Source organism: Nostoc commune NIES-4072 (assembly GCF_003113895.1).
Lineage (GTDB): Bacteria > Cyanobacteriota > Cyanobacteriia > Cyanobacteriales > Nostocaceae > Nostoc > Nostoc commune.
On record NZ_BDUD01000001.1, the window covers coordinates 4,342,630 to 4,362,886 of the forward strand.

The window sequence follows — 20,257 nt, forward strand, 5'->3', positions numbered from 1 at the left end:
GAGTTATAGAAGGAATTATAAGTGATTAACCTCACTTGATACAAGTCTAATCTTATATAATGAGGCTTTATTAAAAGTAAAAAATCCTTTTTTAGTTAATTGCTAAACTTTTTGAAACACAAGTTTAGCAATGGCTGCAATTAATTCTTCTGGGTTAAAAGGCTTAGATAAATGCATCTGAAACCCAGCTTTTAGTGCTTCTTGCTGGTCTTCGTTTCTAGCAAAAGCTGTCAAGGCGATCGCTGGAATTTGTCCACCTTGCTCTGGTGTCAAATTTCTCACTTTACGTATTAACATATAGCCATCCATATCGGGCATACTAATATCGCTGACTAACACATCTAGCTTTACCTCCGCTAGGGTTTGTAATGCTTCATAAGCGGAAGATAAAGCGATAACAAAAGCGCCATCTTGCTCTAATACAAAAGCAGCAAAATCTAGCGAATCAGCATCATCATCGACAACTAAAACCCGAATACCAGCCAGAGGTAAAGACTTAGGAGTTAATAATACAGCATAGTTTTGTTCATCTGTCAGGCTTGGGCTTTCATCTTGCAGAAGCGGTAAGCTAACAGTAAATGTTGCTCCTTTATCCTCACCGTGGCTATCTGCTTTAACAATACCGCCATGTATCTCGACAATATTACGCACAATTGCCAATCCTAGTCCTAATCCACCAAAATTTCTCGTAGAGGTACTATCTGCTTGGCGAAAGTAATCAAATACAAATGGCAAAAACTCAGCACTAATTCCCTTACCTGTATCGGTAACTATGATTTGAGCATAGCCATCAGCTTGCTCTAATCGTACTTCTACCTTTCCTCCCTTAGGTGTAAATTTTACAGCGTTAGAAAGGAGATTCCAAACGACTTGCTGCAAACGAGTAGAGTCGCCCATAACTTCTCCCATCAAGGGTTCAAATACTGTACTTATCTCAATCGATTTTGCTTCTGCTGCTAAACGCATTGTCTGTAGTGCGGACAATATCGTAGACTCTAGATTAATCTTTGTAATATTTAGCGTCAGTTTGCCCTGTAAAATTCTGGAGATATCTAGCAAGTCTTCAATGAGTTGCACCTGTAAGGTGGCATTCCGCTCGATTGTGGCTAGTGCTTCAGATGTCTTTGTTTGATTTAACCTGCCGGTTTGCAGCAGTTTTGACCAGCCGAGAATTGCGTTTAGTGGAGTGCGTAATTCGTGAGAGAGGACGGCTAAAAATTCATCTTTAATTCGATTGGCTGTTTCTGCTTTAGCTCGTGCTACTTGTTCTAATTCCAGCAAGTGCGCCCGTTCTTCAAGTATTTGTTTTTGTTCGTGAATATCTGTACATGTTCCAAACCACTTTACTACAATACCTTGCTCATCTTTGAGTGGTAAACCTCGCGCTAGCTGCCAACGATAGGAGCCATCAGAAGCCCGTTTAAAACGATATTCATTGTTATATATAGTGCTGTTTTTTACAGCATTAGACCAAACTTCATTAGCATTTTGGATATCATCTGGATGCAATGCAGCCAACCAACCAGAACCCAAGGATTGCTCTAATGTTAGCCCAGTGTATTCGCACCAATTTTGATTAAAATAATCACATTCACCGTTAGGATTGGTTGTCCATACAAGTTGAGGAATTGCCTCAGCCAAGTAACGGGAACGTTCTTCGCTTTGTCGAAGAATTTCTAAGATGCGTTGGCGTTCAAGGATTTCTTGTTGTAATTGCTCGTTAGTTTTGCTAATTTCATTGGTACGAACAGCAACCATTTCTTCGAGATGATTCTGGTATTTTCGTAGTTCTTTTTCTACCCGTAAGCGTTCGGCTATTTGTGTTTGAAGTTCTTGATTTGCTTGTTCTAGTTGAGCAGGGCTAGGAAGTGCCAGTGCTTGGGGAACTAGAGGTATAAGTTGTATTGCTGTAACTACAGATATCATTGCAGTTATTGCTTTGACAAAACCCGACAGCCAATAGATTGGATGCCAAAGCGTCCAAATCTCTATTAAATGAGTGGTGCCGCAAGCTACGATAAAAGCACTAAATAAGAGAAAAATCCAATCAAAGGGCAAATCCTGCCGCTTGCGGACAAAGTAGAAGAGTGTAGCTGGAATCGAGTAGTAAGCTAGTGCAATGAATGCATCAGATAATATGTGTAATCCAACTAAATTTGTTTGCCATAGATAGCAGTGCCCATGTGGAATAAATGATCCCGATGTAAAAAAATTAGTCCACAATTCTGATATTATGTCTGACATAAACACTTAGTTTTTTAATTTATAAAATTTCCTAGTAAATTTATTTTTTTAATTAGCCCAATTTGTTCACACATCAGCATTAAAAGCTAACCGAAGGCGGCTTTGCTGTTAAATTGTCATTTTGGATCTTTCTTGTCCTTGCTTGATATAGCAGTTACTGCACAGATAAACAGATAAAATATTAACCATAGATAAAGGTATATGTCATTAAGGGTGCTGTGCGCCCCTACCGATGTAACTCATTTAAAGGAGAATGGATATACTATTTTAGTATTAAAATATTACTGATACAGCGTGTCTAGTTGCTGTAGTGCTTAAGCAGACTATAATATCTCTTTAGAATCCAAAAAAAACTCTTAGTATAGATGTTTGCAAAAAGATAATATTTTTTTAAAATCATCAAAGTTTTCTCCTATCAATGCATTGTGGCTATCGAGCTTATAGCACATTGCAATTTTAAGGGCTATAAAGGAAGTGGTCAAACTTGCGAAAATTGCGGATACAGTTACGGTAGACACTGGTAAATTTGCAAAACAAAGACCATTCTCCCCATTATGAGGGGAATGGGAAAAAAATTAGGAGAAAGAACAGGAAAATTTAATCTCCGCAATTCTGACTTAACTTAAGATTGACTTAACTTATTACTCATTTTATCTAACAGTTGAGTTATTTTTTTAGCTTTTTCAGGTTGGCGTTGTTTTTGCAATAAATCTTTAGCTTGTAGCAGGTTAGTTTTAGCTTCATCTTCTCGCTCTTGCTGCATGAGAATATTTGCCAGACGCAAGTAAGCGTCAGGATTTTTGGGACTGCGGCGAATCACTTCCCGAAATAATTCTGTTGCTTCTTCTACTTGGCCTTGTTGGTTTAAAACATCTCCCAAAAACAAGCGCACCACATCATTAGTAGAGTTGATGGAAATCACTTTGCGAAAGGCTGCTTCTGCTCCTTGGTAATCTTTGGCTTGAGCAAGATTAATCCCTTTTTGAAATAAGTCTGAGGTAATCAAAGTTTTCCAAGCAAAATAGCCAAGAATTGACAGACTAAGAACAACTACAACAGTAGCGATAATAGAACTAGTAGGAAAGGTTTCTAGCATTGTCTAAGCCAAAAGACAGGCGATAGGAAAAATTAGGTATTCGATAAAAAATAGTTTCCAGATAAATTGGTAGAATTGAGCGATCGCACTTTTATCTTGTAAGTCTACTGCCAAACTCCGCAACCACATCCAAACTAGCAGGGCTAAATGAGTAATCACCAGAAATATGGGGTTAATTGAGGCCACACGTAGCACACCAACTAAAATTATCCCCAGATAGCAGGCAGTTATCACCCACAGAGCTAGATTAAATACAGCTTGCGACCCAAGTTTGATAGTGAAAGTAGAAATATTATAGAGGCGATCGCCTTCCATATCGGGTATATCTTTAAAGATTGCGATCGCAAAGGTAAACACCAAGATAAATAACGTCAGCACCCACACCACAGGCGGAATTACTTGGCTTTGTTTCAGCACCCAACTATAGTGCAAATACAACCCTAAATTAACAATCGTACCGCGCACCGAAAAAATGCATAGTGCTGCCCAAAATGGAAACTGTTTCAAGCGAATTGGCGGTAAAGAATAAGCAGTACCAATAGCCAAACTAATTGCTACCATGCCAAATAAAAATGGCCCACTTAACCACGCTACAACTAGCGCCAAAATCCCAGTAAAAGCAACAATTAATTGCCCCGTCTGTCGAGAGAACTCACCTGATGCCAACGGTAAATGAGGCTTATTAATCTTGTCAATATCAACATCTTCTAACTGATTCAGCCCCACAATGTAGACATTGCCACACAAACAAGCAATCCATGCTCCTAAAACAGGGAATAGGGAATGGGGAGTAGGGAATGGGGAAACAGTACTATTACTAATTGCAATGGCAATAAAATACAAACCTAACACACTCAGACTTGTACCAATAATCGTGTGTGGGCGAGAGAATTTCCAGAAAGCGTATAACCAATGGAAATATGATTGAACGGGTTTGCGTGGCAAAGGGCTGTTTTGAAAACTCTGGCTCATGAGTACCTTAGATTCACTATCCGGCTTATTTGTTAACCCTGACTTTTCACGGGATTTAGAAAACCTCACTCCTGCTCTCTCCTGTTGTTGAGAGGCTTTTAATTCTCCCAATTCCCTATTAGGGAAGGGGGCTGGGGGTTAGGTTTCGCGTTAATTTTTCCACATGGCCTAAATTGTCAGATTGTTAACCATTGTCACAGAATTTGGTCATTAACAAGAGCCAAAGCTTTAGACGTAGTGTATTTTGTAGGGAAGGTAGCGGCGGCTTAAACCATTGCTACAGCTTGCCGTAATGCTACTTAAGAGAATCAATATACCTTATGAAAAAGGCTCTATGCCGAAAAAATCTGACAAACAAGCGTGAAAATACCTCTTCCCGATTCTCTTCTGCTACTCTCCATAACGGTACAATCTATCAGAAAAGTAAATAAATAGTTAAATTATGACAGCTAATTTGACATCTAAAACGCCATTTGACTTTGTGAGTGTGCTATCCCAAGCTGCGGCTGCGTATCAAGGACAGAGAGGCACACCCCCTAGTGCTGAAATATTAGTAAATGCGTTGCTACAAGCAGAAAAATCTACCAAGCAGGAACGGTTAACTTATCCGTTTGAGTCTCTTCTGGGGAAATGGCAACTTTGCTTTGCCACTGGCACTAAAAAAGTCAGAGAGCGTGGCACAATTGTATTAGGCAAGGGTTTGTATGTACCTAAGTTTATAAAAATCCATGTTTCCTTTAATGCCACTTTGGGACAGGATTCAAACAGGGGCAAAATTAGTAATCAGGTTGAATTTGGCCCAGTTTTGTTGAACCTCACCGGGCCAGTGCAATATTTAAGTAAGAAAAATTTATTGGCGTTTGACTTTAACCAAATGCTTATTAGCCTGTTTGGTCGTGTTGTTTATAACAGACCAATGGGTTCTGGTATTCAAGCAGAAGATTTCTACAACCAGTCCATAACTAAATTACCTTTCTTTGGCTTCTTTTTAGTGACGGAAGATTTTATTGCAGCTCGTGGCCGGGCTGGAGGATTGGCATTTTGGATTCGGGAAAGTTAAAGACAGTGGATTCCACATTTGCGCGAACCATCAAACTGGACGACAACTAGACAAAATACTGTGCATATTTACTACTTGTCCAATGACTGCGATCGCAGGCGCACCAAATCCAGTTTGCTCTACCTGCTCTACAATTGTTTTTAAAGTACCAATTAATTCTTCTTGTTCTGGGCGTGTACCCCAGCGCACTAAAGCAATGGGTGTTTCTAAATTCAACCCAGCCGCACTTAATTGTTCCACAATATAAGGCAGATTGTGGATTCCCATATAAATTACAATGGTTTCGGAACCGTGGGCGATCGCATTCCAATCCACCTTCGGTCTATACTTACCTGCCGCCTCATGTCCAGTCACAAATGTAACTGAAGAACTATATAGCCGATGAGTTAATGGGATACCTGAGTATGCGGCGGCTGCAATACCCGATGTAATACCTGGCACAACTTCTGTTGATATTCCCGCGTTGACTAATTCTTCCATCTCTTCGCCACCGCGACCAAAAATAAAAGGATCACCACCTTTTAACCGCACCACAATTGCATGATCCTGCGCTTTCTCAATCAGCAATTGAGTTGTTTCTTCTTGAAACAGCGAATGTTTTCCCCTGCGCTTACCAGCGTTAATTTGCTCGGCTTGGGGATTAATCATTGCCAGAATTGCTGGACTCACTAAGGCATCATAGATAACTACATCTGCACATTCTAATAAACCTTTTGCCTTCAAGGTAATTAGTCCTGGATCTCCTGGCCCCGCACCTACTAAATAAACCTTTCCCAAATACTTGTTCTCCTGTTTTTCTATGCGGTTCATCTATCTATCTGTTAAATCCCAAATTAGCTCGGCTAATTCTGCACTTGCTCCCAGTGGTTCTGCCAATTGGAAATTCACCGCAGAAAATTGTAATTTTAGCTCCTCTATTGAGGCCGCGATCGCATCAGTTATTCCACCTGCGAATAAAAAGTATGGCAGAATTGCAATTTCTTTATAACCAGCAGCTACCAATTCTTTCACCCGCGATTCTAAACTAGGAGGATTAGCCCAATAAGCAGCTACTGTTCCCAAACTCGCCGCCATTGATTCCACAGTTTCTTTAGAACCTGGGCGACGGCTACCATGAGCTAGAAGAATCCATGCTTCTGCTTTTATAGCAGCTATTTGCTTGGCCAGCAATTTCTCTAAATTAGGGTGAGAGCCTAAGTATGGTTGCAACTCAATCATGATATCCTGACCAATAGCCTGTTGTGCTAATGCTATTTCGGCAGGAATATCTGTCATTACATGGACTCCCGGCAGCAGAAATAACGGTACAATTTTGATCCGATTCTGGTTTTGAGATAGTTTACTTTGCTGTAGCCCAACCCAGCCATCGCCAAAAGCCCTCTGAGCAAATTGTTGAATCTGCTCATGTAAAGGTTGAGGATTCATTTCTAAAGCAGCTATATCAACCTGATGTTCGTTATTTAATGCGTTGTGGTTTTCTGACAATTTATTACATACCAGCTTTGCTAGTTGCTGCATAGCAATTTCTGGGCGCGGATCACGACTTCCGTGAGATACCAATAGATAAGCAGATGGTATTGGCAATGTTTTAACTCTCAGTTGCTATTTTTCTGATCTTAAAGTCTATCCAGAAAAATTGGAGTATCCTACTTTTTTTTAGCGTTGCATATTTATGCTATGCCCTTTTGATGCCCAGCGATCGCCTTTGTGGGCATTTGTTACTTTTTAACTTTAATTAACAGCTTAATACGCTATCGTACATATAGTAATTTTTGTGACTAACTATGAAAAAGCTATCAAATACCCTCAAATATTATCTCTGCAAAGGATTGTCTGTAATTGGATTTGTGTATTGTGCTGGTGGCGTGGCTTCACCTGCAACCGCCGCTCTTGCGACGTTCGATAGCTTTACAGAAGGTTTTGTTACACCAGTACTGACGGATGGAGGGATCACATTCTCGGATTTGGATCAACGTCTATCGGGTGAGACTTCTGTCTTTGTTATAGAAAGAGATAACGAATCACTCAAATCACCTTTCTCTCCACCAAATGTTCTCACGTTTGGTGGCTATGTTCCTGGGCCGGGTGTGGGTTTTGGACGATTTGGTTCTGCTACTATAAGCACAGGAGAATTAGCATCGGTTGCGAGTTTAGACATCTTCAATTTGCAGTTTCCTGCAACTGATAATATTCTGACGCTGGAAGCATACTTGGATGGAACACTTGTTGGTACTAATTCAGTGAATTTCAAAACTGATGATACAGGGATACTTTATCGGCAGCTTTCCCTATCAGATGTTACCTTTGATAAACTTCGACTTGTAGCATCTGGATCTGAAGAGGAGGGAGTTTTATTTATTGACATTGATAACGTCCGCATTGATCAGACTGCCATTGTACCTGAACCTTCCTCCGTATTAAGTTTATTAATGTTTGGGATTTCAGGTGTAGTTTTCATGCTCAAGCGTCAGCCGAAATCACTCAGTAGCATTAATATTGCAAGTATCAAATAGAGACATAGCAATCCGATTTGATTTTTCTTCCACCGTCTGCCTTATTGTTTTTCAGCAGTGTAAGTATAAAATTGATCGAAAGCTCCCACCGTTTCAAATTTGTAAGAAGGTATCCAAGAGTTGATCTTTAAATCTGTACGGTAAATGCTAAAAATAATATAATTTTGTCTTTCTGTAGTCCTGGAAAGAATTTCTTGGATTTGCGGGTTAGCCGAGTCAACCAACTTATCACAATTAAAACGAATTAAATTTTCTATGAGATTGGTAGTTTTTTTGCATACATCGGTTTTTAAGTATTCTGTCAACCGTTGCACTGCATATTCTTCATACTCAACCTGACTGGGATTAGTCTTCGCCATTGCCACACCCAAGGCGGCGAGTCCTGCTGCTGCTCCAGTATATGCAATGATCGTTAAGGATTTCATGTTGGCTAAGTAAGATTCATTGTAATTGTTAAATTCCAGAGACTCTAAATCAACTAAGTCCGTTCCTTGAAGAAAAACTCTTGATCACTTGCCAAATTATTGCTATAATTCAAATTGTTGAATGGCGAGCGTAGCCAAGTGGTTAAGGCAGTGGTTTGTGGTACCACCATCCGTGGGTTCGAGTCCCATCGTTCGCCCTAGATAATTTAATAATAATTCATAAATTCCTATATAAAGGTGGGTTGTAGTTTTGAACATTCGTAGCCTTTACTATAACAAGGATTATATCATCTACAAGTTCATGCACTTGGAAGGTTCGCAAACCAACTATTCATAAATTTAGCTTATAACTTAGCTTAACACATACAAGTATAGATTATCCAACTCTCCCGCTTCGTGGTGAGATGTGGGGCTTCTTTTTGATTTAGCTAAATTCAATCCAATACGGTTCAGTTAAGGGCTAATTGTACAAAATTGGGTTTTCGAGACGCGATAAATCGCCGTCTCTACAAGACGCGATAAATCGCCGTCTCTACAAGTGTTTTGGTCTTATCTGAACTGTATTGAAATTCAATCCCTTTTTCAGCCAATGCTATCTGTCCAATTAAGATTCCCGACTTCTTTAAGAAGTTGGGAATCTTAGTCTTAGAAGTTTTTGGACACACATTTAATTATCAGAAAATGCCTAGAAGAATGATAAAAGTCAGCCCACAGAAGGCAAGCATAGATATAATCAGAATATTGCCAATACTGTGGTCAGAAGCTACTGGATTAGGTGTATTGGTAGGCATATAAATCGCCCCACTTAAACAAGTTTTGCTTCAATTATAAATATGGCAAATAAAAATTAGTCTATGTTGGAACAAAAATTTATTTTAATTAATTGAACTTTATCTTTATAATTTTACTTCAAACATAAAAGTTAAGTTTCGTGTCAAATTTTGATAAATAGATAATAGCAAAATAATTGCTTGCTAACCAAATTACTAAAACATCAACAATGCTCAAAACACGCGAATAAATTATCTAACCCTACTATCAAAATGAATATTAATTATCTGAACTAATTAAAAAAAGTATATATTTGCAAGCTTTACAGAGCTTGAAAGCTAAATTTTGACACTATTATTGTGCAAATAATTAGATACACATCAATAAATGGTATAGTAAAGATTAACTCAAGCATTTGAGGGCATGAGATTTTGTGCCCCAAGTACAATGATGCAGTTATTTAGTAACATCTATCAAAAGAAATAAAAATTGTATTCCTTTAGTTAGATCCAAAAATACTGAGTCGTAGATACTTTAAGTAAAGAAGAACACGATTTAAGTGCCTGCTGAAAATTTGATATTTGTAGGTACACAGATAAATACAATTTATCTGTGTTCTTTCGTGTTTATATGTGGTCTAACAAAAGGTTGAGGTTTATTGGCCTCGCCTTGAAAGTCAACAATGCAAACATCGTCATCTAATGGAGTTGCCATGTCTGAATTGCTTCAAGCAGTCTTAGATAGTGAAGAAAGAAGTGATTTGCGTTCCTTTATTAGTGAATTACGCCAACAAGAAAAGAAGTACTTGCTGCGGAACGACATACTCAATGTATATAGTGAGTATTGCTCAAAGTCCCAGAAACCAGAGGAATTTTACACTTCCTCTGAGTTAGGCAAACTGATTTACTATACTCAAGAAATTATTCAGGAGGACTCAAACTTCTGTTTCATTATCCGTTCTAAGATTGCCAGCCAAGAAGTTTATTGGTTGACATCAGACTTAAGCATTGAGCCGATGACTGTGCAGGATTTGCTCGATCTGCGCGATCGCTTGGTGAATAAATATCATCCTAACGATGGCGACCTGCTAGAATTAGACTTCGGCCCGTTTTATGACTACACCCCAGTCATCCGCGACCCCAAAAATATTGGTAAGGGAGTACAATACCTCAACCGCTATTTATCCAGCAAAATATTTCAAGACTCCAAACAATTACTGGACAGCTTGTTGAATTTTCTGCGGCTACACCACTATAACGGTGTGCAACTGCTGCTTAACGATCGCATTCAATCACAGCAGCAACTTTCCGAACAAGTTAAGAAAGCCATCAGTTTTGTTAATAATCGCCCCGAAGAGGAACCCTATGAACAATTCCGGTTCCAATTGCAGTCAATGGGTTTTGAACCGGGTTGGGGTAACACCGCAGGGCGAGTCCGGGAAACTTTAAATATTCTCGATGAATTGATTGATTCTGCCGATCCTCTGACCCTAGAAGCCTTCATTTCTCGTGTCCCGATGATTTTTAGAATCGTCTTGGTGTCAGCTCACGGTTGGTTTGGGCAAGAGGGAGTGTTGGGACGTCCTGATACTGGCGGTCAGGTAGTTTACGTCCTTGACCAGGCAAAGAGCCTAGAGAAGCAGCTACAAGAAGATGTTCTGCTTGCGGGTTTAGAGAAATTGAATGTCGAGCCAAAGGTGATTATTCTCACCCGCTTGATTCCCAATAGTGATGGTACCCTTTGTAATCAACGGCTAGAAAAAGTCCTTGGTACCGAAAATGCCTGGATTTTGCGAGTTCCTTTACGGGAATTTAATCCCAACATGACTCAAAACTGGATTTCCCGGTTTGAGTTTTGGCCTTATCTAGAAACTTTTGCCATTGATTCAGAAAGAGAACTACGGGCAGAATTTCACGGCACACCTGACTTAATAGTTGGAAACTATACTGATGGAAATTTAGTAGCATTCTTGCTGGCGCGACGGCTGAAAGTTACCCAATGCAATGTTGCCCATGCTTTGGAAAAATCTAAATACTTGTTCAGTAACCTCTACTGGCAAGAATTAGAGGATAAATATCATTTTTCATTGCAATTCACAGCTGACTTGATTGCAATGAATGCTGCCAATTTTGTGATCAGTAGCACCTACCAAGAAATTGTGGGAACACCGGATAGTGTGGGACAGTACGAGTCTTATAAGTGCTTCACTATGCCCGAGTTGTATCATGTAACCAATGGCATTGAATTATTTAGTCCCAAATTTAATGTCGTACCGCCTGGAGTAAACGAAAATAATTACTTCCCCTACACCCGGACTAAAGACCGAGTAGAGAGCGATCGCCAACGCCTTGCAGAAACACTTTTTACTCTGGAAGACCCCACGCAAATCTTTGGCAAACTCGACGATCCTAACAAGCGCCCTCTCTTCTCAATGGCGCGTCTTGACCACATCAAAAACCTCACAGGTTTAGCTGAATGTTATGGTCAAAGTAAAGAATTACAAGAGCATTGTAATTTAATTTTGGTGGCGGGTAAATTGCGCGTCGAAGAATCAGGCGACAATGAAGAACGTGACGAAATTATCAAACTATACCAAATAATTGACGAGTACAATCTCCACGGCAAGATTCGTTGGCTGGGTGTGCGCCTGACTAAAACTGATTCTGGTGAAATTTACCGAGTCATTGCCGATCATCAGGGAATTTTTGTACAACCAGCTTTATTTGAAGCTTTTGGTTTGACAATTTTAGAGTCGATGATTTCAGGATTACCGACTTTTGCTACACAATTTGGTGGGCCACTGGAGATTATTCAAGATAAGGTTAATGGCTTTTTGATTAACCCAACAAACTTAGAGCAGACAGCCACAAAGATTGTCGATTTTATCACAAAATGCGAACAAAATCCTAACTACTGGAATGAAATTTCGCAGCGAGGAATTGACCGAGTTTACAGCACCTATACTTGGAAAATTCACACTAGTAAGCTGTTATCATTGGCACGGATTTATGGCTTCTGGAACTTTACCTCGAAGGAAAATCGGGAAGATTTGTTCCGTTATCTTGAGGCTTTGTTCTATTTAATTTACAAGCCAAGAGCGCAACAGTTATTAGAGCAGCATAAATACCGATAATAAGTTAGAAGGGATAAGCTGTTCCATATTTAACTCAATACGCTTGGATTAAGGATTTTTGATATGTAGAGACGTTGCAATGCAACGCCTTTACATACGCCTACGCCTATGTATAAGATATTGTCAACAAGTAAGATTTAATGCGAATATATTAGAAATTATTGATAAAATGTGCTGACCCTAGCTAGATGAGCTAAATCACAATTACTATTGAGGTCTATTTGTGAAATAAGTAGCCCAAAAGCTTAAAAATCAGGAAACCATTCCATGAGCGATCTGACCAGTGACAGCAAACTATCAAGAATTGTTTTGAAGGGCTTTAAGTCTATTGCTGAATGTGACCTTAAGCTTTTGAAACTAAACGTACTTATTGGATGTAATGGTGCAGGTAAATCTAACTTCATAGGTTTCTTTCGCATGGTTCAGCAGATGCTTGAGAGGAATCTGCAAGTTTTGGTAAGCCGCCAGGGTGGCCCCGATGCGATCTTGCATTTTGGCCGTAAAACAACTGAGCAACTAGAGATTGAACTTTATTTTGGAAACAATGGGTACTTCGCTACTCTTGAACCAACTCAAGACAACCGTCTGATGTTTTCCAAAGAGTCTTTTTGGTGGAACATGAGCGGTGAGCGTGAAATCGGTAGTGGTCATTTTGAGACTAATGCTTTACGGGGCAGTGGGACAAGAATTGATAAGTACATATTGCCCACCATGCGGCAGTGGCGGGTTTATCATTTTCATGACACAAGCGACAGCGCTTATGTCAAGCAACCACACAGGATTAATGATAATGTTTACTTGCGTTCTGATGCGCGTAATCTTGCAGCTTTCCTATATTTGTTAAGTGAAAATTATTCTGAATCTTATCGGCGAATTGTCAAAACAATTCGACTTGTTGCTCCTTTTTTTGGTGATTTCTATCTACGTCCTTCTCCACAAAACAATGAGGTGATCGAGTTAGAATGGGTCGAGCAGGGTCAGGATATTCCGTTTAAAGCTCATCTTATTTCAGATGGAACACTTCGTTTTATCTGCCTGGTCACTGTCTTTTTGCAACCTACTTCCCTTCAACCTGAAACCATTTTGGTTGATGAACCTGAGCTAGGTCTTCACCCGTATGCAATTACTGTTCTTGCATCGTTAATGCGTTCCGCCGCAAGAGAAAAACAAGTTATTGTTTCAACTCAGTCGGTTGAATTGCTCAATGAATTTAGCGTGGAAGATGTAATTGTTGTTGATCGGGATCATGGTAAATCATCACTCCGAAGATTGAATGAGGATGATTTACACGAATGGCTTGAAGACTACAGCTTAGGAGAACTGTGGAAGAAGAATATCCTTGGCGGGAGACCTTCACGATGATCCGAATACATGTTTTTGTAGAAGGACAGACGGAAGAAACTTTTGTAAAAGAAGTACTCTGTGAGCATCTTCAGCGAAAAGACATATACCTCAACCCCATTCTTGTGCGAACTAGCTCAATAAGTAAGGGCGGGGTAGTAAGTTATGCAAAGATTAAGCCGCAATTGAATCGTAAATGCCTTGAAGATGATTCGGCCTTCGTCACTACGATGTTTGATTTATATCGATTGCCAAATGATTTTCCAGGAAGCAGTTCTCTGCCTAGTACAAATGACCCATTTCAGAAAGCTGAATATCTTGAGCAGCAAATGAGCGCAGACATTAAACACCAAAATTTTCTCCCCAATCTACTGGTTCATGAGTTTGAGGGACTCCTGTACAGCAATCCGCAAGCTTTTCTCGCATGGTTTGATCAAAGTATAGTAGATAGCCTACAGGCAGAGCGTAACTTATTCCTTTCACCGGAACATATTAATGAAGGCGCAACAACAGCCCCATCCAAACGAATTATCAAATGTTGCCTTGGATATGAAAAGCCATTACATGGCTCTTTGATTGCAATGGATATTGGGTTGGATACAATACGTCAGCAGTGCCAGCATTTCAATCAATGGTTAACGCGTCTTGAAAACATCAGCGGCAGTAACGGTTGAAGAGAATATATTGCCCTCAAAAGATAGTATAAATGTACTTATATACTCCATATTCTAGAAAACTTTCAGCATTATTACCAATTGACAAAAATTATTTTTTATTAAATTTTCACAAATGAATCAGGAATTATGAATAACACGAAGTTTCATAACTCCTAACTCCTGTAGAAACGCGATTAATCGCGTCTCTACTCCTAACTAAATTGTCAACGCCTGCCAAGTTTGTTTACCAACTACTCCATCTGTTGCTAAATTCTGCTGATTTTGAAAGGCTTTGACAGCAGTCTCTGTCAATGCGCCGTAGATTCCATCCACTCTAACGGCATAACCATTAGATATTAACAACCGTTGTAAGGCTCTGACAGCAACACCAGAGCTACCGAAAGAAAGAGTCGGCATAGGTTGACTACTAAACTTTTGGAACTGTCCTGTAGCCTTTGTACGCACTTTATCTCTAGACTGAGAATACTTATTAGACTCACCTAAGTTAGAAGAACCTAGTCCGGGATTCTTTTTGCTGATTTTCTTAAGTATATGTTTTTTCTCTGGTGCGATCGCACAGGAAGAAGCCTGAGAAATCCAATCTGTCTGCATGAATTCAGGTGGTGTGGTTTGAGCAGTTATCTCTAACTGACTCTGTTTTGATTGGTTTACGTCATTCTCCATCTGAACTAATTGCTGCTGTGGCAAATTGGCTTCAGATGCTTGTCTTATTGTTAACACCCTCGTCATCATCAGACCAATTTCAGTCATTGTAATTCATTTTAACTAGAATTTAGATTACTATATGATAAAATTCCACAGTAGGACTGAACATCATGTCTGTGCAATTCTCTTACCTAATCTGTGTTAATTTTTGTAAAATTTTTAAATATTGAGAAAGAAGCACCTTAATAAAAAGTGCGTAGGCGTAGCCCCTCAGAGATATCGCTTAATACACTCAGTTGTGGATACTGAAATTTTTACCTTTTCTCATCTCGCCATAAAGCAATACCGCCTAACAAACCAGTGATATTGGGGATGAGTTTTACATTTAACGGTAGCTGTAAATTCACTCTCACAGCTTCACCGCCGCCAATGTAAAGGCAATCATAATTGAACAGATGTTCCAAGGATGCGATCGCTTTTTCTAAACGCTTGTTCCATCTTTTCTCACCAATTTTTTCTAACTCTGCACGCCCCAACTGTTGCTCGAAAGTCTCTCCTTTACGAAACGGGTGATGTCCCATTTCCATATTCGGCACTAGCTTACCATCTACAAATAAAGCCGAACCAAACCCCGTACCCAGAGTAATCACCAATTCCACACCTTTACCTGCGATCGCACCAAACCCCTGCATGTCTGCATCATTAATTACCCGTACAGGCTTGTTTAAATGTTTTAATAATGCTGTTTCCAAATCAAATCCAATCCAATCTGGATGTAGGTTTACCGCAGTTTCCGTGACTCCACACCGCACCACACCGGGAAAACCGACCGAAACGCGATGGAATTCACCTTGAGCGGCTGCTAAGACAACAATTGCATTAATTACAACCTCTGGTGTAGCAGGTTGGGGTGTATCTAAACGCGCTCTTTCTGTTACAGGATTCCCCGTAATATCCAAAACCATAGCCTTAACGCCACTACCGCCAATATCAACCGATAGGGTACGAATCGATCCATTTTCGTCAACCATTGAATTACATCCTTCTTACTGCTTGTTACCTAGTTATTATCCTCTGCTGCATCTTAATAATATCTAGATATTTGGAGAGTCTTTATATTGGTGGGGAGTGGGGAGTAGGGAGTAGGGAGGTAAGGGGAGAATAACTAATGCCTAATGACTAATAGATTTGCTAATGTAAGAATAATGGAAATAGTACTGGCGTAGCTGCTTAAAATCTATTGGGTAGCAAATTTCTATTAAAAGTAATATAAGAGAAAGAATTATGACAACATTTGAACCCAAGAGCCTTCGCTCTTATACCCAAGATGATGTTCAACAAATTCTGCAATTAGCGATCGCTCGTCAAGCTGACGACAAAGATACAGAATTTTCTTATGAGCAGATATTAGAAATTGCTGCTGAGTTAGAAATTTCACCTGATTCTTTAAAGTTAGCAGAACGCGATTGGGTAATACAACAGGGACAAGTCCAACAGCGAAGGGCTTTTGACGCTTACCGGATCAGAAGATTTCAGAAGCGGCTAGGGAATTATGCAATTTTCAATGGCTTTTTTATACTCCTAAATTTAATCACTGGTGGCGGAATTTCTTGGTCACTGTACATTTTACTATTCTGCGGATTGCCTGTAGGACTGGATGTCTGGAATACCTTTCAAATGAAAGGCGAAGAGTATGAAATGGCTTTCCAGAAGTGGAATCGTAAGCATGAGATTAAGAAAACCATCAGTACAGTTTTGAATAAGTGGTTTAAGGCATTACAGGCTTAATAGATTTGCTTGGCTTTAGCGTACCCCCACCCAGAAGCAGGCTACGCGCAGCATCTAGTAAACCAGATTGTCGTAAACATTGCTAATTGAACGCACCCCAACTAATTGCTTGCAATATAGTTGGGGATTCTTTCGCTAGGAAACCCTAAGATTTCTCAGCGTATCCAGAGTTACTGGCGTTCTCAGTGTGTCGTTGGAACTTTTGCCTACGAACACTCTAGAAAAGTGCTTATCTCCTACAATTAACGAGTACCAGTATCTAGCACCAATATTGTAAGAAGCAGAGAGATCAGCGTTGTACTGCTTATCATTTTTAAATACAGCCAAAGAGTAATTAATCTTACTCCTTCTAACCTTACCACTTCCATCAAAAGCGTAAGCACTGGTGTATTTAGGGTTAATAAAAATTATTTTACCTCCCAATTCATTCCATCTTTGTTGTGTCAACTCAACTATTTTACAGTGACACCAAAGATGGAATTTTTGCTTTTGCAGAGAACCCTTTCTACCTGCCTTAGCTTTCCATCCAGATAAATTCTCAAACACAATTACTTTAACATTGTGAGTTTTCGCAAACTCCACAATGTCTCTCATAACCTTACGAGATATTTCTAAATTGATGTTGGCTGACTTGCGGTAAAGTCCTTTGCAAAAACCAGTAGGTAGTTTTCGTTTTGTTAGATTAGCTGTTTGTGATGATTTCTTCCTAATCATCATTCTACGTTGATTTCTGCGGTCTATGTCTCTGGCAGGGTTAATGAACTTCCTTGCCTTTACAGTACCGTTTTTACCAACAATTGAGACTGTAGCAGCATTGTTAATGCCCATATCAACACTGCATACAAAATCAGAGTCTTCTGTATCAACCTTCTTAATTTGAACGGGCATAGAAAGTTGACTTTTGTTTTTGCTAACAACTAGAGCAGGTGATTGTATCTGATTACCATCAATTAGATGACGAGATCAACCATGCCTTTTGACTTGAATATTGTTAAGCCATACCCAATCAGTTCCACTCCACACTTTCATATCAACAGTTTGATAATTTAAACCATACTTTACCTGCTGACCTTTATATAAAGCAGGATAAGTTTTGCACGTTGCAGTTAGTCCAATACGGTTCGGTTAAAGGGCAAAGGGAAAAGGTATTGGTTTTCAATACATCCTTTACCCTTTACCCCTTACCCTTTCCCCAGACCACAAGGAAAGTGAAAAATGCTTATCCGAACCGTATTGATATACCTCTACTGTTAAAACCATTTGGCGTTTTTGCTCTTTATCCGCTACTAACTCCCAAACATCGGTTCTAACTTCCTGTATGGGTTTCTTTTTAGTTCTTGCTTTACTCATTGGCTTTGTCTCGACCTTGACAAAGATATACTACCAAGCTCCTGTTTAATTGTCAATATAGTTATTGAATTAGTTATGGATAATGATATCAAGCTAAAAACCCGTTCTAACAGTGCTTTTAGACTCATCTATCATTTAGTTCTGGTAACTAAATTCCGTCGCAAATCTTTAACGGCGGAAATACTCACCAGGATGAAATCAATCATCAATGAATTACTGTTTAAATGGGAATGTGAGTTAATTGAGTTTGGTGGAGAAGCAGATCATCTGCATCTGTTGATTGAGACTCATCCCAGTGTTGACTTATCTAAATTAGTAAATAATATAAAAACTGTAACTTCTCGGAAGTTACGCTCTGAATTTTCTCAACATCTAAAAAAGTTTTATTGGGCAGAAAAACCTCAGTTTTGGTCTGGTTCTTATGCGTTAATTAGTGTTGGCGCACAAGCACCACTGGATAAACTTATAGAATATGTCCAGAACCAAGAGAAACCAGAATGAATCGTTGCGGGAGCATTTTATACTGGTTTCCCTAACCCTACCTAAAACGAAGTTTAGGTAGGGACTGCGCTCAACATTTTTGTTCAAAAAAATACCCCGCAGGAGAATTCGGGGTAATATTTACCGCAATATTGGTTCTGTAATACCACTGGAGTAAATCTAAATAAGGCTATCAAACAGTTATTAATGAGGTACTACTAGAGCGAATTAACTGATATAGGACTAATGTTTGATTTCTGAAAAAGCTCGGTACAGATCGAAAAGCCTAATTCCCTATTCCCTACTCCCTACTCCCTACTCCCCGCCCACATAAATAATTTCAAAAATCAAATACGATTCCTATATGCGATCGCCGTCGTAGTTAACAGCGATCGCTTGCTCACCGGAACTCATTTTGTAACCAAGGTATTTATTTAAGTTTTTCGTGAGCAGCTAAAATAATTTTTTCGGTTTCTTCCCAGCCAATACATTTATCAGTTACAGAAATCCCATATTTTAATTCTTCTTTACCAGTAATTGGTTGACTACCCTCATGCAAATGCGATTCCAGCATCATGCCAACTATTGATGTATTACCATCTACTATTTGCTGAATAATATTTTCTAAGACAGCGCCTTGTAATTTGTAATCTTTATTGGTATTGCCGTGGCTACAGTCAATAACAATCCTCGGTGGTAAATCTGCCTGTTTTAATTTCTCTTCTACCAGTTTGACATTTGCTGGATCAAAGTTAGGTTGACTACCACCCCTTAAAATTACGTGACCGTAGCCATTACCTTTAGTTTGAAAGACGCTAACCTGTCCGTTTTGATTAATTCCGATAAAATTATGCGGGTTTCTAGCTGATTGTAAGGCATTCAAAGCTACTTGAATATTCCCGTCAGTACCGTTTTTAAAACCCACAGGCATGGAAAGTCCGCTTGCCATTTCGCGGTGAGTTTGTGATTCGGTTGTGCGTGCCCCAATGGCAGACCACGTAATTAGTTCACTAATATATTGAGGTATGATTGGATCTAGTGCCTCTGTACCAGCAGGTAATCCCAATTCTGTAATTTTTAATAATAGTTCCCGTGCAATTAATAATCCATTTTCTACATGGAAAGAATCATCCATATCTGGATCATTAATTAACCCTTTCCAGCCTACGGTTGTTCTTGGTTTTTCAAAGTACACTCGCATAATTAGTAGCAGCTTATCCTGCACTCGCTCGGCCAATCTTTTCAATCTCTCAGAATATTCGAGTGCTGCTTTTGGGTCGTGGATTGAGCATGGCCCAACTACGATAAATTTTCTCCGATCCTGAAAATCTAGGATCTGTTCTATTTCTTGCCTATATGCTAAAACTCTTTGCTCGGCTAATTGTGTTAAAGGTAATTTTGATTTGATTTCATTGGGAGTTAATAAAATGCGATCGTTCTCAATGTTAGCATTGTCGATATTACTATTAAATAATTTGTTGTGCATGGGGATGCTCTGGCAATTTTATATACGCACTTCAAATCAAGAGTGTAACACAAACCCATGAAATTTTAAAATGACTTATTTTTTGCTTGACAAATTTATCACTAAATTGTATGTAAATAAGGTAATAACTGAAAAAGGGGAAATATTTCCCCCTTTTTTTTACTATTGGGCTATCTGCTCAGTAGTAGTCTATATACGAATCCGGTTTGATTTTTGAAAATATACGTAGGATGTGTTAGCACAGAGAGTACGGCATCAAACCTGTGATAGTAGTGC

18 protein-coding genes and 1 tRNA gene are annotated in these 20,257 nt (G+C 39.3%); 8 read left to right on the forward strand and 11 right to left on the reverse strand.

All coding sequences use genetic code 11. The features are described from left to right. Positions 1 to 102 precede the first annotated feature (102 nt). The 3 genes from CDC33_RS19095 to CDC33_RS19105 form a co-directional block, all read right to left on the reverse strand. The gene (locus CDC33_RS19095; protein ID WP_244919281.1) at positions 103 to 2,244 is read right to left on the reverse strand and encodes a hybrid sensor histidine kinase/response regulator; all 2,142 of its coding nucleotides are present in this window, start codon (positions 2,242 to 2,244) and stop codon (positions 103 to 105) included. Positions 2,245 to 2,866: 622 nt separating this feature from the next. Beyond that, entirely contained in the window at positions 2,867 to 3,340 is a 474-nt protein-coding gene (locus CDC33_RS19100; protein ID WP_109009833.1) for a tetratricopeptide repeat protein, read from the reverse strand. 3 nt (positions 3,341 to 3,343) lie between these two features. Beyond that, a complete protein-coding gene (locus tag CDC33_RS19105) occupies positions 3,344 to 4,312 on the reverse strand; it encodes a homogentisate phytyltransferase (RefSeq protein ID WP_109009835.1) in 969 nt (322 codons plus the stop codon). A 442-nt stretch (positions 4,313 to 4,754) separates the two neighbouring features. Between CDC33_RS19105 and CDC33_RS19110 the strand changes: the two genes are divergently transcribed. Continuing rightward, the gene (locus tag CDC33_RS19110; RefSeq protein ID WP_109009837.1) at positions 4,755 to 5,372 is read left to right on the forward strand and encodes a hypothetical protein; all 618 of its coding nucleotides are present in this window, start codon (positions 4,755 to 4,757) and stop codon (positions 5,370 to 5,372) included. 30 nt (positions 5,373 to 5,402) lie between these two features. Here CDC33_RS19110 and cobA read toward each other — a convergent pair whose 3' ends face one another. Next, the gene (gene cobA / locus CDC33_RS19115; RefSeq protein ID WP_109009839.1) at positions 5,403 to 6,182 is read right to left on the reverse strand and encodes a uroporphyrinogen-III C-methyltransferase; all 780 of its coding nucleotides are present in this window, start codon (positions 6,180 to 6,182) and stop codon (positions 5,403 to 5,405) included. Beyond that, positions 6,183 to 6,950, reverse strand: a complete 768-nt coding sequence (locus CDC33_RS19120) for a sirohydrochlorin chelatase (RefSeq protein ID WP_109012633.1) — start codon at positions 6,948 to 6,950, stop codon at positions 6,183 to 6,185. 206 nt (positions 6,951 to 7,156) lie between these two features. Here CDC33_RS19120 and CDC33_RS19125 point away from each other — a divergent pair, with 206 nt between their 5' ends. Then, complete coding sequence (locus tag CDC33_RS19125) at positions 7,157 to 7,885, forward strand: PEP-CTERM sorting domain-containing protein (protein ID WP_109009841.1); 729 nt, start codon at positions 7,157 to 7,159, stop codon at positions 7,883 to 7,885. Between the two features lie 41 nt (positions 7,886 to 7,926). Here CDC33_RS19125 and CDC33_RS19130 read toward each other — a convergent pair whose 3' ends face one another. Next, positions 7,927 to 8,310 carry a DUF4359 domain-containing protein gene (locus tag CDC33_RS19130; RefSeq protein ID WP_109009843.1) on the reverse strand — a complete coding sequence of 128 codons (384 nt, stop codon included), beginning with the start codon at positions 8,308 to 8,310 and terminating at the stop codon, positions 7,927 to 7,929. 124 nt (positions 8,311 to 8,434) lie between these two features. Between CDC33_RS19130 and CDC33_RS19135 the strand changes: the two genes are divergently transcribed. The 4 genes from CDC33_RS19135 (at position 8,435) to CDC33_RS19150 (ending at position 14,229) form a co-directional block, all read left to right on the forward strand. Beyond that, positions 8,435 to 8,507, forward strand: a tRNA-His gene (locus CDC33_RS19135). Between the two features lie 1,286 nt (positions 8,508 to 9,793). Then, complete coding sequence (locus CDC33_RS19140; RefSeq protein WP_109009845.1) at positions 9,794 to 12,214, forward strand: sucrose synthase; 2,421 nt, start codon at positions 9,794 to 9,796, stop codon at positions 12,212 to 12,214. Positions 12,215 to 12,481: 267 nt separating this feature from the next. After that, positions 12,482 to 13,576, forward strand: coding sequence for an AAA family ATPase (locus CDC33_RS19145; RefSeq protein ID WP_109009847.1), 1,095 nt, complete (start codon positions 12,482 to 12,484; stop codon positions 13,574 to 13,576). Then, positions 13,537 to 14,229 (forward strand): DUF4276 family protein, encoded by a 693-nt coding sequence (locus CDC33_RS19150; protein WP_244919282.1) that lies wholly within the window; start codon positions 13,537 to 13,539, stop codon positions 14,227 to 14,229. Before CDC33_RS19145 ends, CDC33_RS19150 begins: the two co-directional genes overlap by 40 nt. A gap of 198 nt (positions 14,230 to 14,427) precedes the next feature. On the opposite strand, the gene CDC33_RS41320 is transcribed toward CDC33_RS19150, so the two are convergent. Both CDC33_RS41320 and CDC33_RS19160 read right to left on the reverse strand, forming a co-directional pair. Beyond that, entirely contained in the window at positions 14,428 to 14,982 is a 555-nt protein-coding gene (locus CDC33_RS41320) for a peptidoglycan-binding domain-containing protein (RefSeq protein ID WP_109009851.1), read from the reverse strand. Positions 14,983 to 15,191: 209 nt separating this feature from the next. Continuing rightward, positions 15,192 to 15,908, reverse strand: coding sequence for an ROK family protein (locus tag CDC33_RS19160; RefSeq protein ID WP_109009853.1), 717 nt, complete (start codon positions 15,906 to 15,908; stop codon positions 15,192 to 15,194). Between the two features lie 253 nt (positions 15,909 to 16,161). Between CDC33_RS19160 and CDC33_RS19165 the strand changes: the two genes are divergently transcribed. Next, entirely contained in the window at positions 16,162 to 16,665 is a 504-nt protein-coding gene (locus tag CDC33_RS19165) for a 2TM domain-containing protein (RefSeq protein WP_109009855.1), read from the forward strand. 135 nt (positions 16,666 to 16,800) lie between these two features. On the opposite strand, the gene CDC33_RS19170 is transcribed toward CDC33_RS19165, so the two are convergent. Together CDC33_RS19170 and CDC33_RS19175 are read right to left on the reverse strand one after the other, a co-directional pair. Further along, the gene (locus tag CDC33_RS19170) at positions 16,801 to 17,553 is read right to left on the reverse strand and encodes an IS200/IS605 family accessory protein TnpB-related protein (RefSeq protein WP_244919283.1); all 753 of its coding nucleotides are present in this window, start codon (positions 17,551 to 17,553) and stop codon (positions 16,801 to 16,803) included. A 279-nt stretch (positions 17,554 to 17,832) separates the two neighbouring features. Beyond that, positions 17,833 to 18,015 carry a hypothetical protein gene (locus CDC33_RS19175; protein WP_109009857.1) on the reverse strand — a complete coding sequence of 61 codons (183 nt, stop codon included), beginning with the start codon at positions 18,013 to 18,015 and terminating at the stop codon, positions 17,833 to 17,835. Between the two features lie 75 nt (positions 18,016 to 18,090). On the opposite strand from CDC33_RS19175, the gene tnpA reads away from it, so the two are divergent. Beyond that, entirely contained in the window at positions 18,091 to 18,516 is a 426-nt protein-coding gene (tnpA, locus tag CDC33_RS19180; protein ID WP_109009859.1) for an IS200/IS605 family transposase, read from the forward strand. A 409-nt stretch (positions 18,517 to 18,925) separates the two neighbouring features. Here tnpA and CDC33_RS19185 read toward each other — a convergent pair whose 3' ends face one another. Continuing rightward, positions 18,926 to 19,981: a 3-deoxy-7-phosphoheptulonate synthase gene (locus tag CDC33_RS19185; RefSeq protein ID WP_109009861.1), complete on the reverse strand. Its 1,056-nt coding sequence runs from the start codon at positions 19,979 to 19,981 to the stop codon at positions 18,926 to 18,928. Between the last annotated feature and the right edge of the window lie 276 nt (positions 19,982 to 20,257).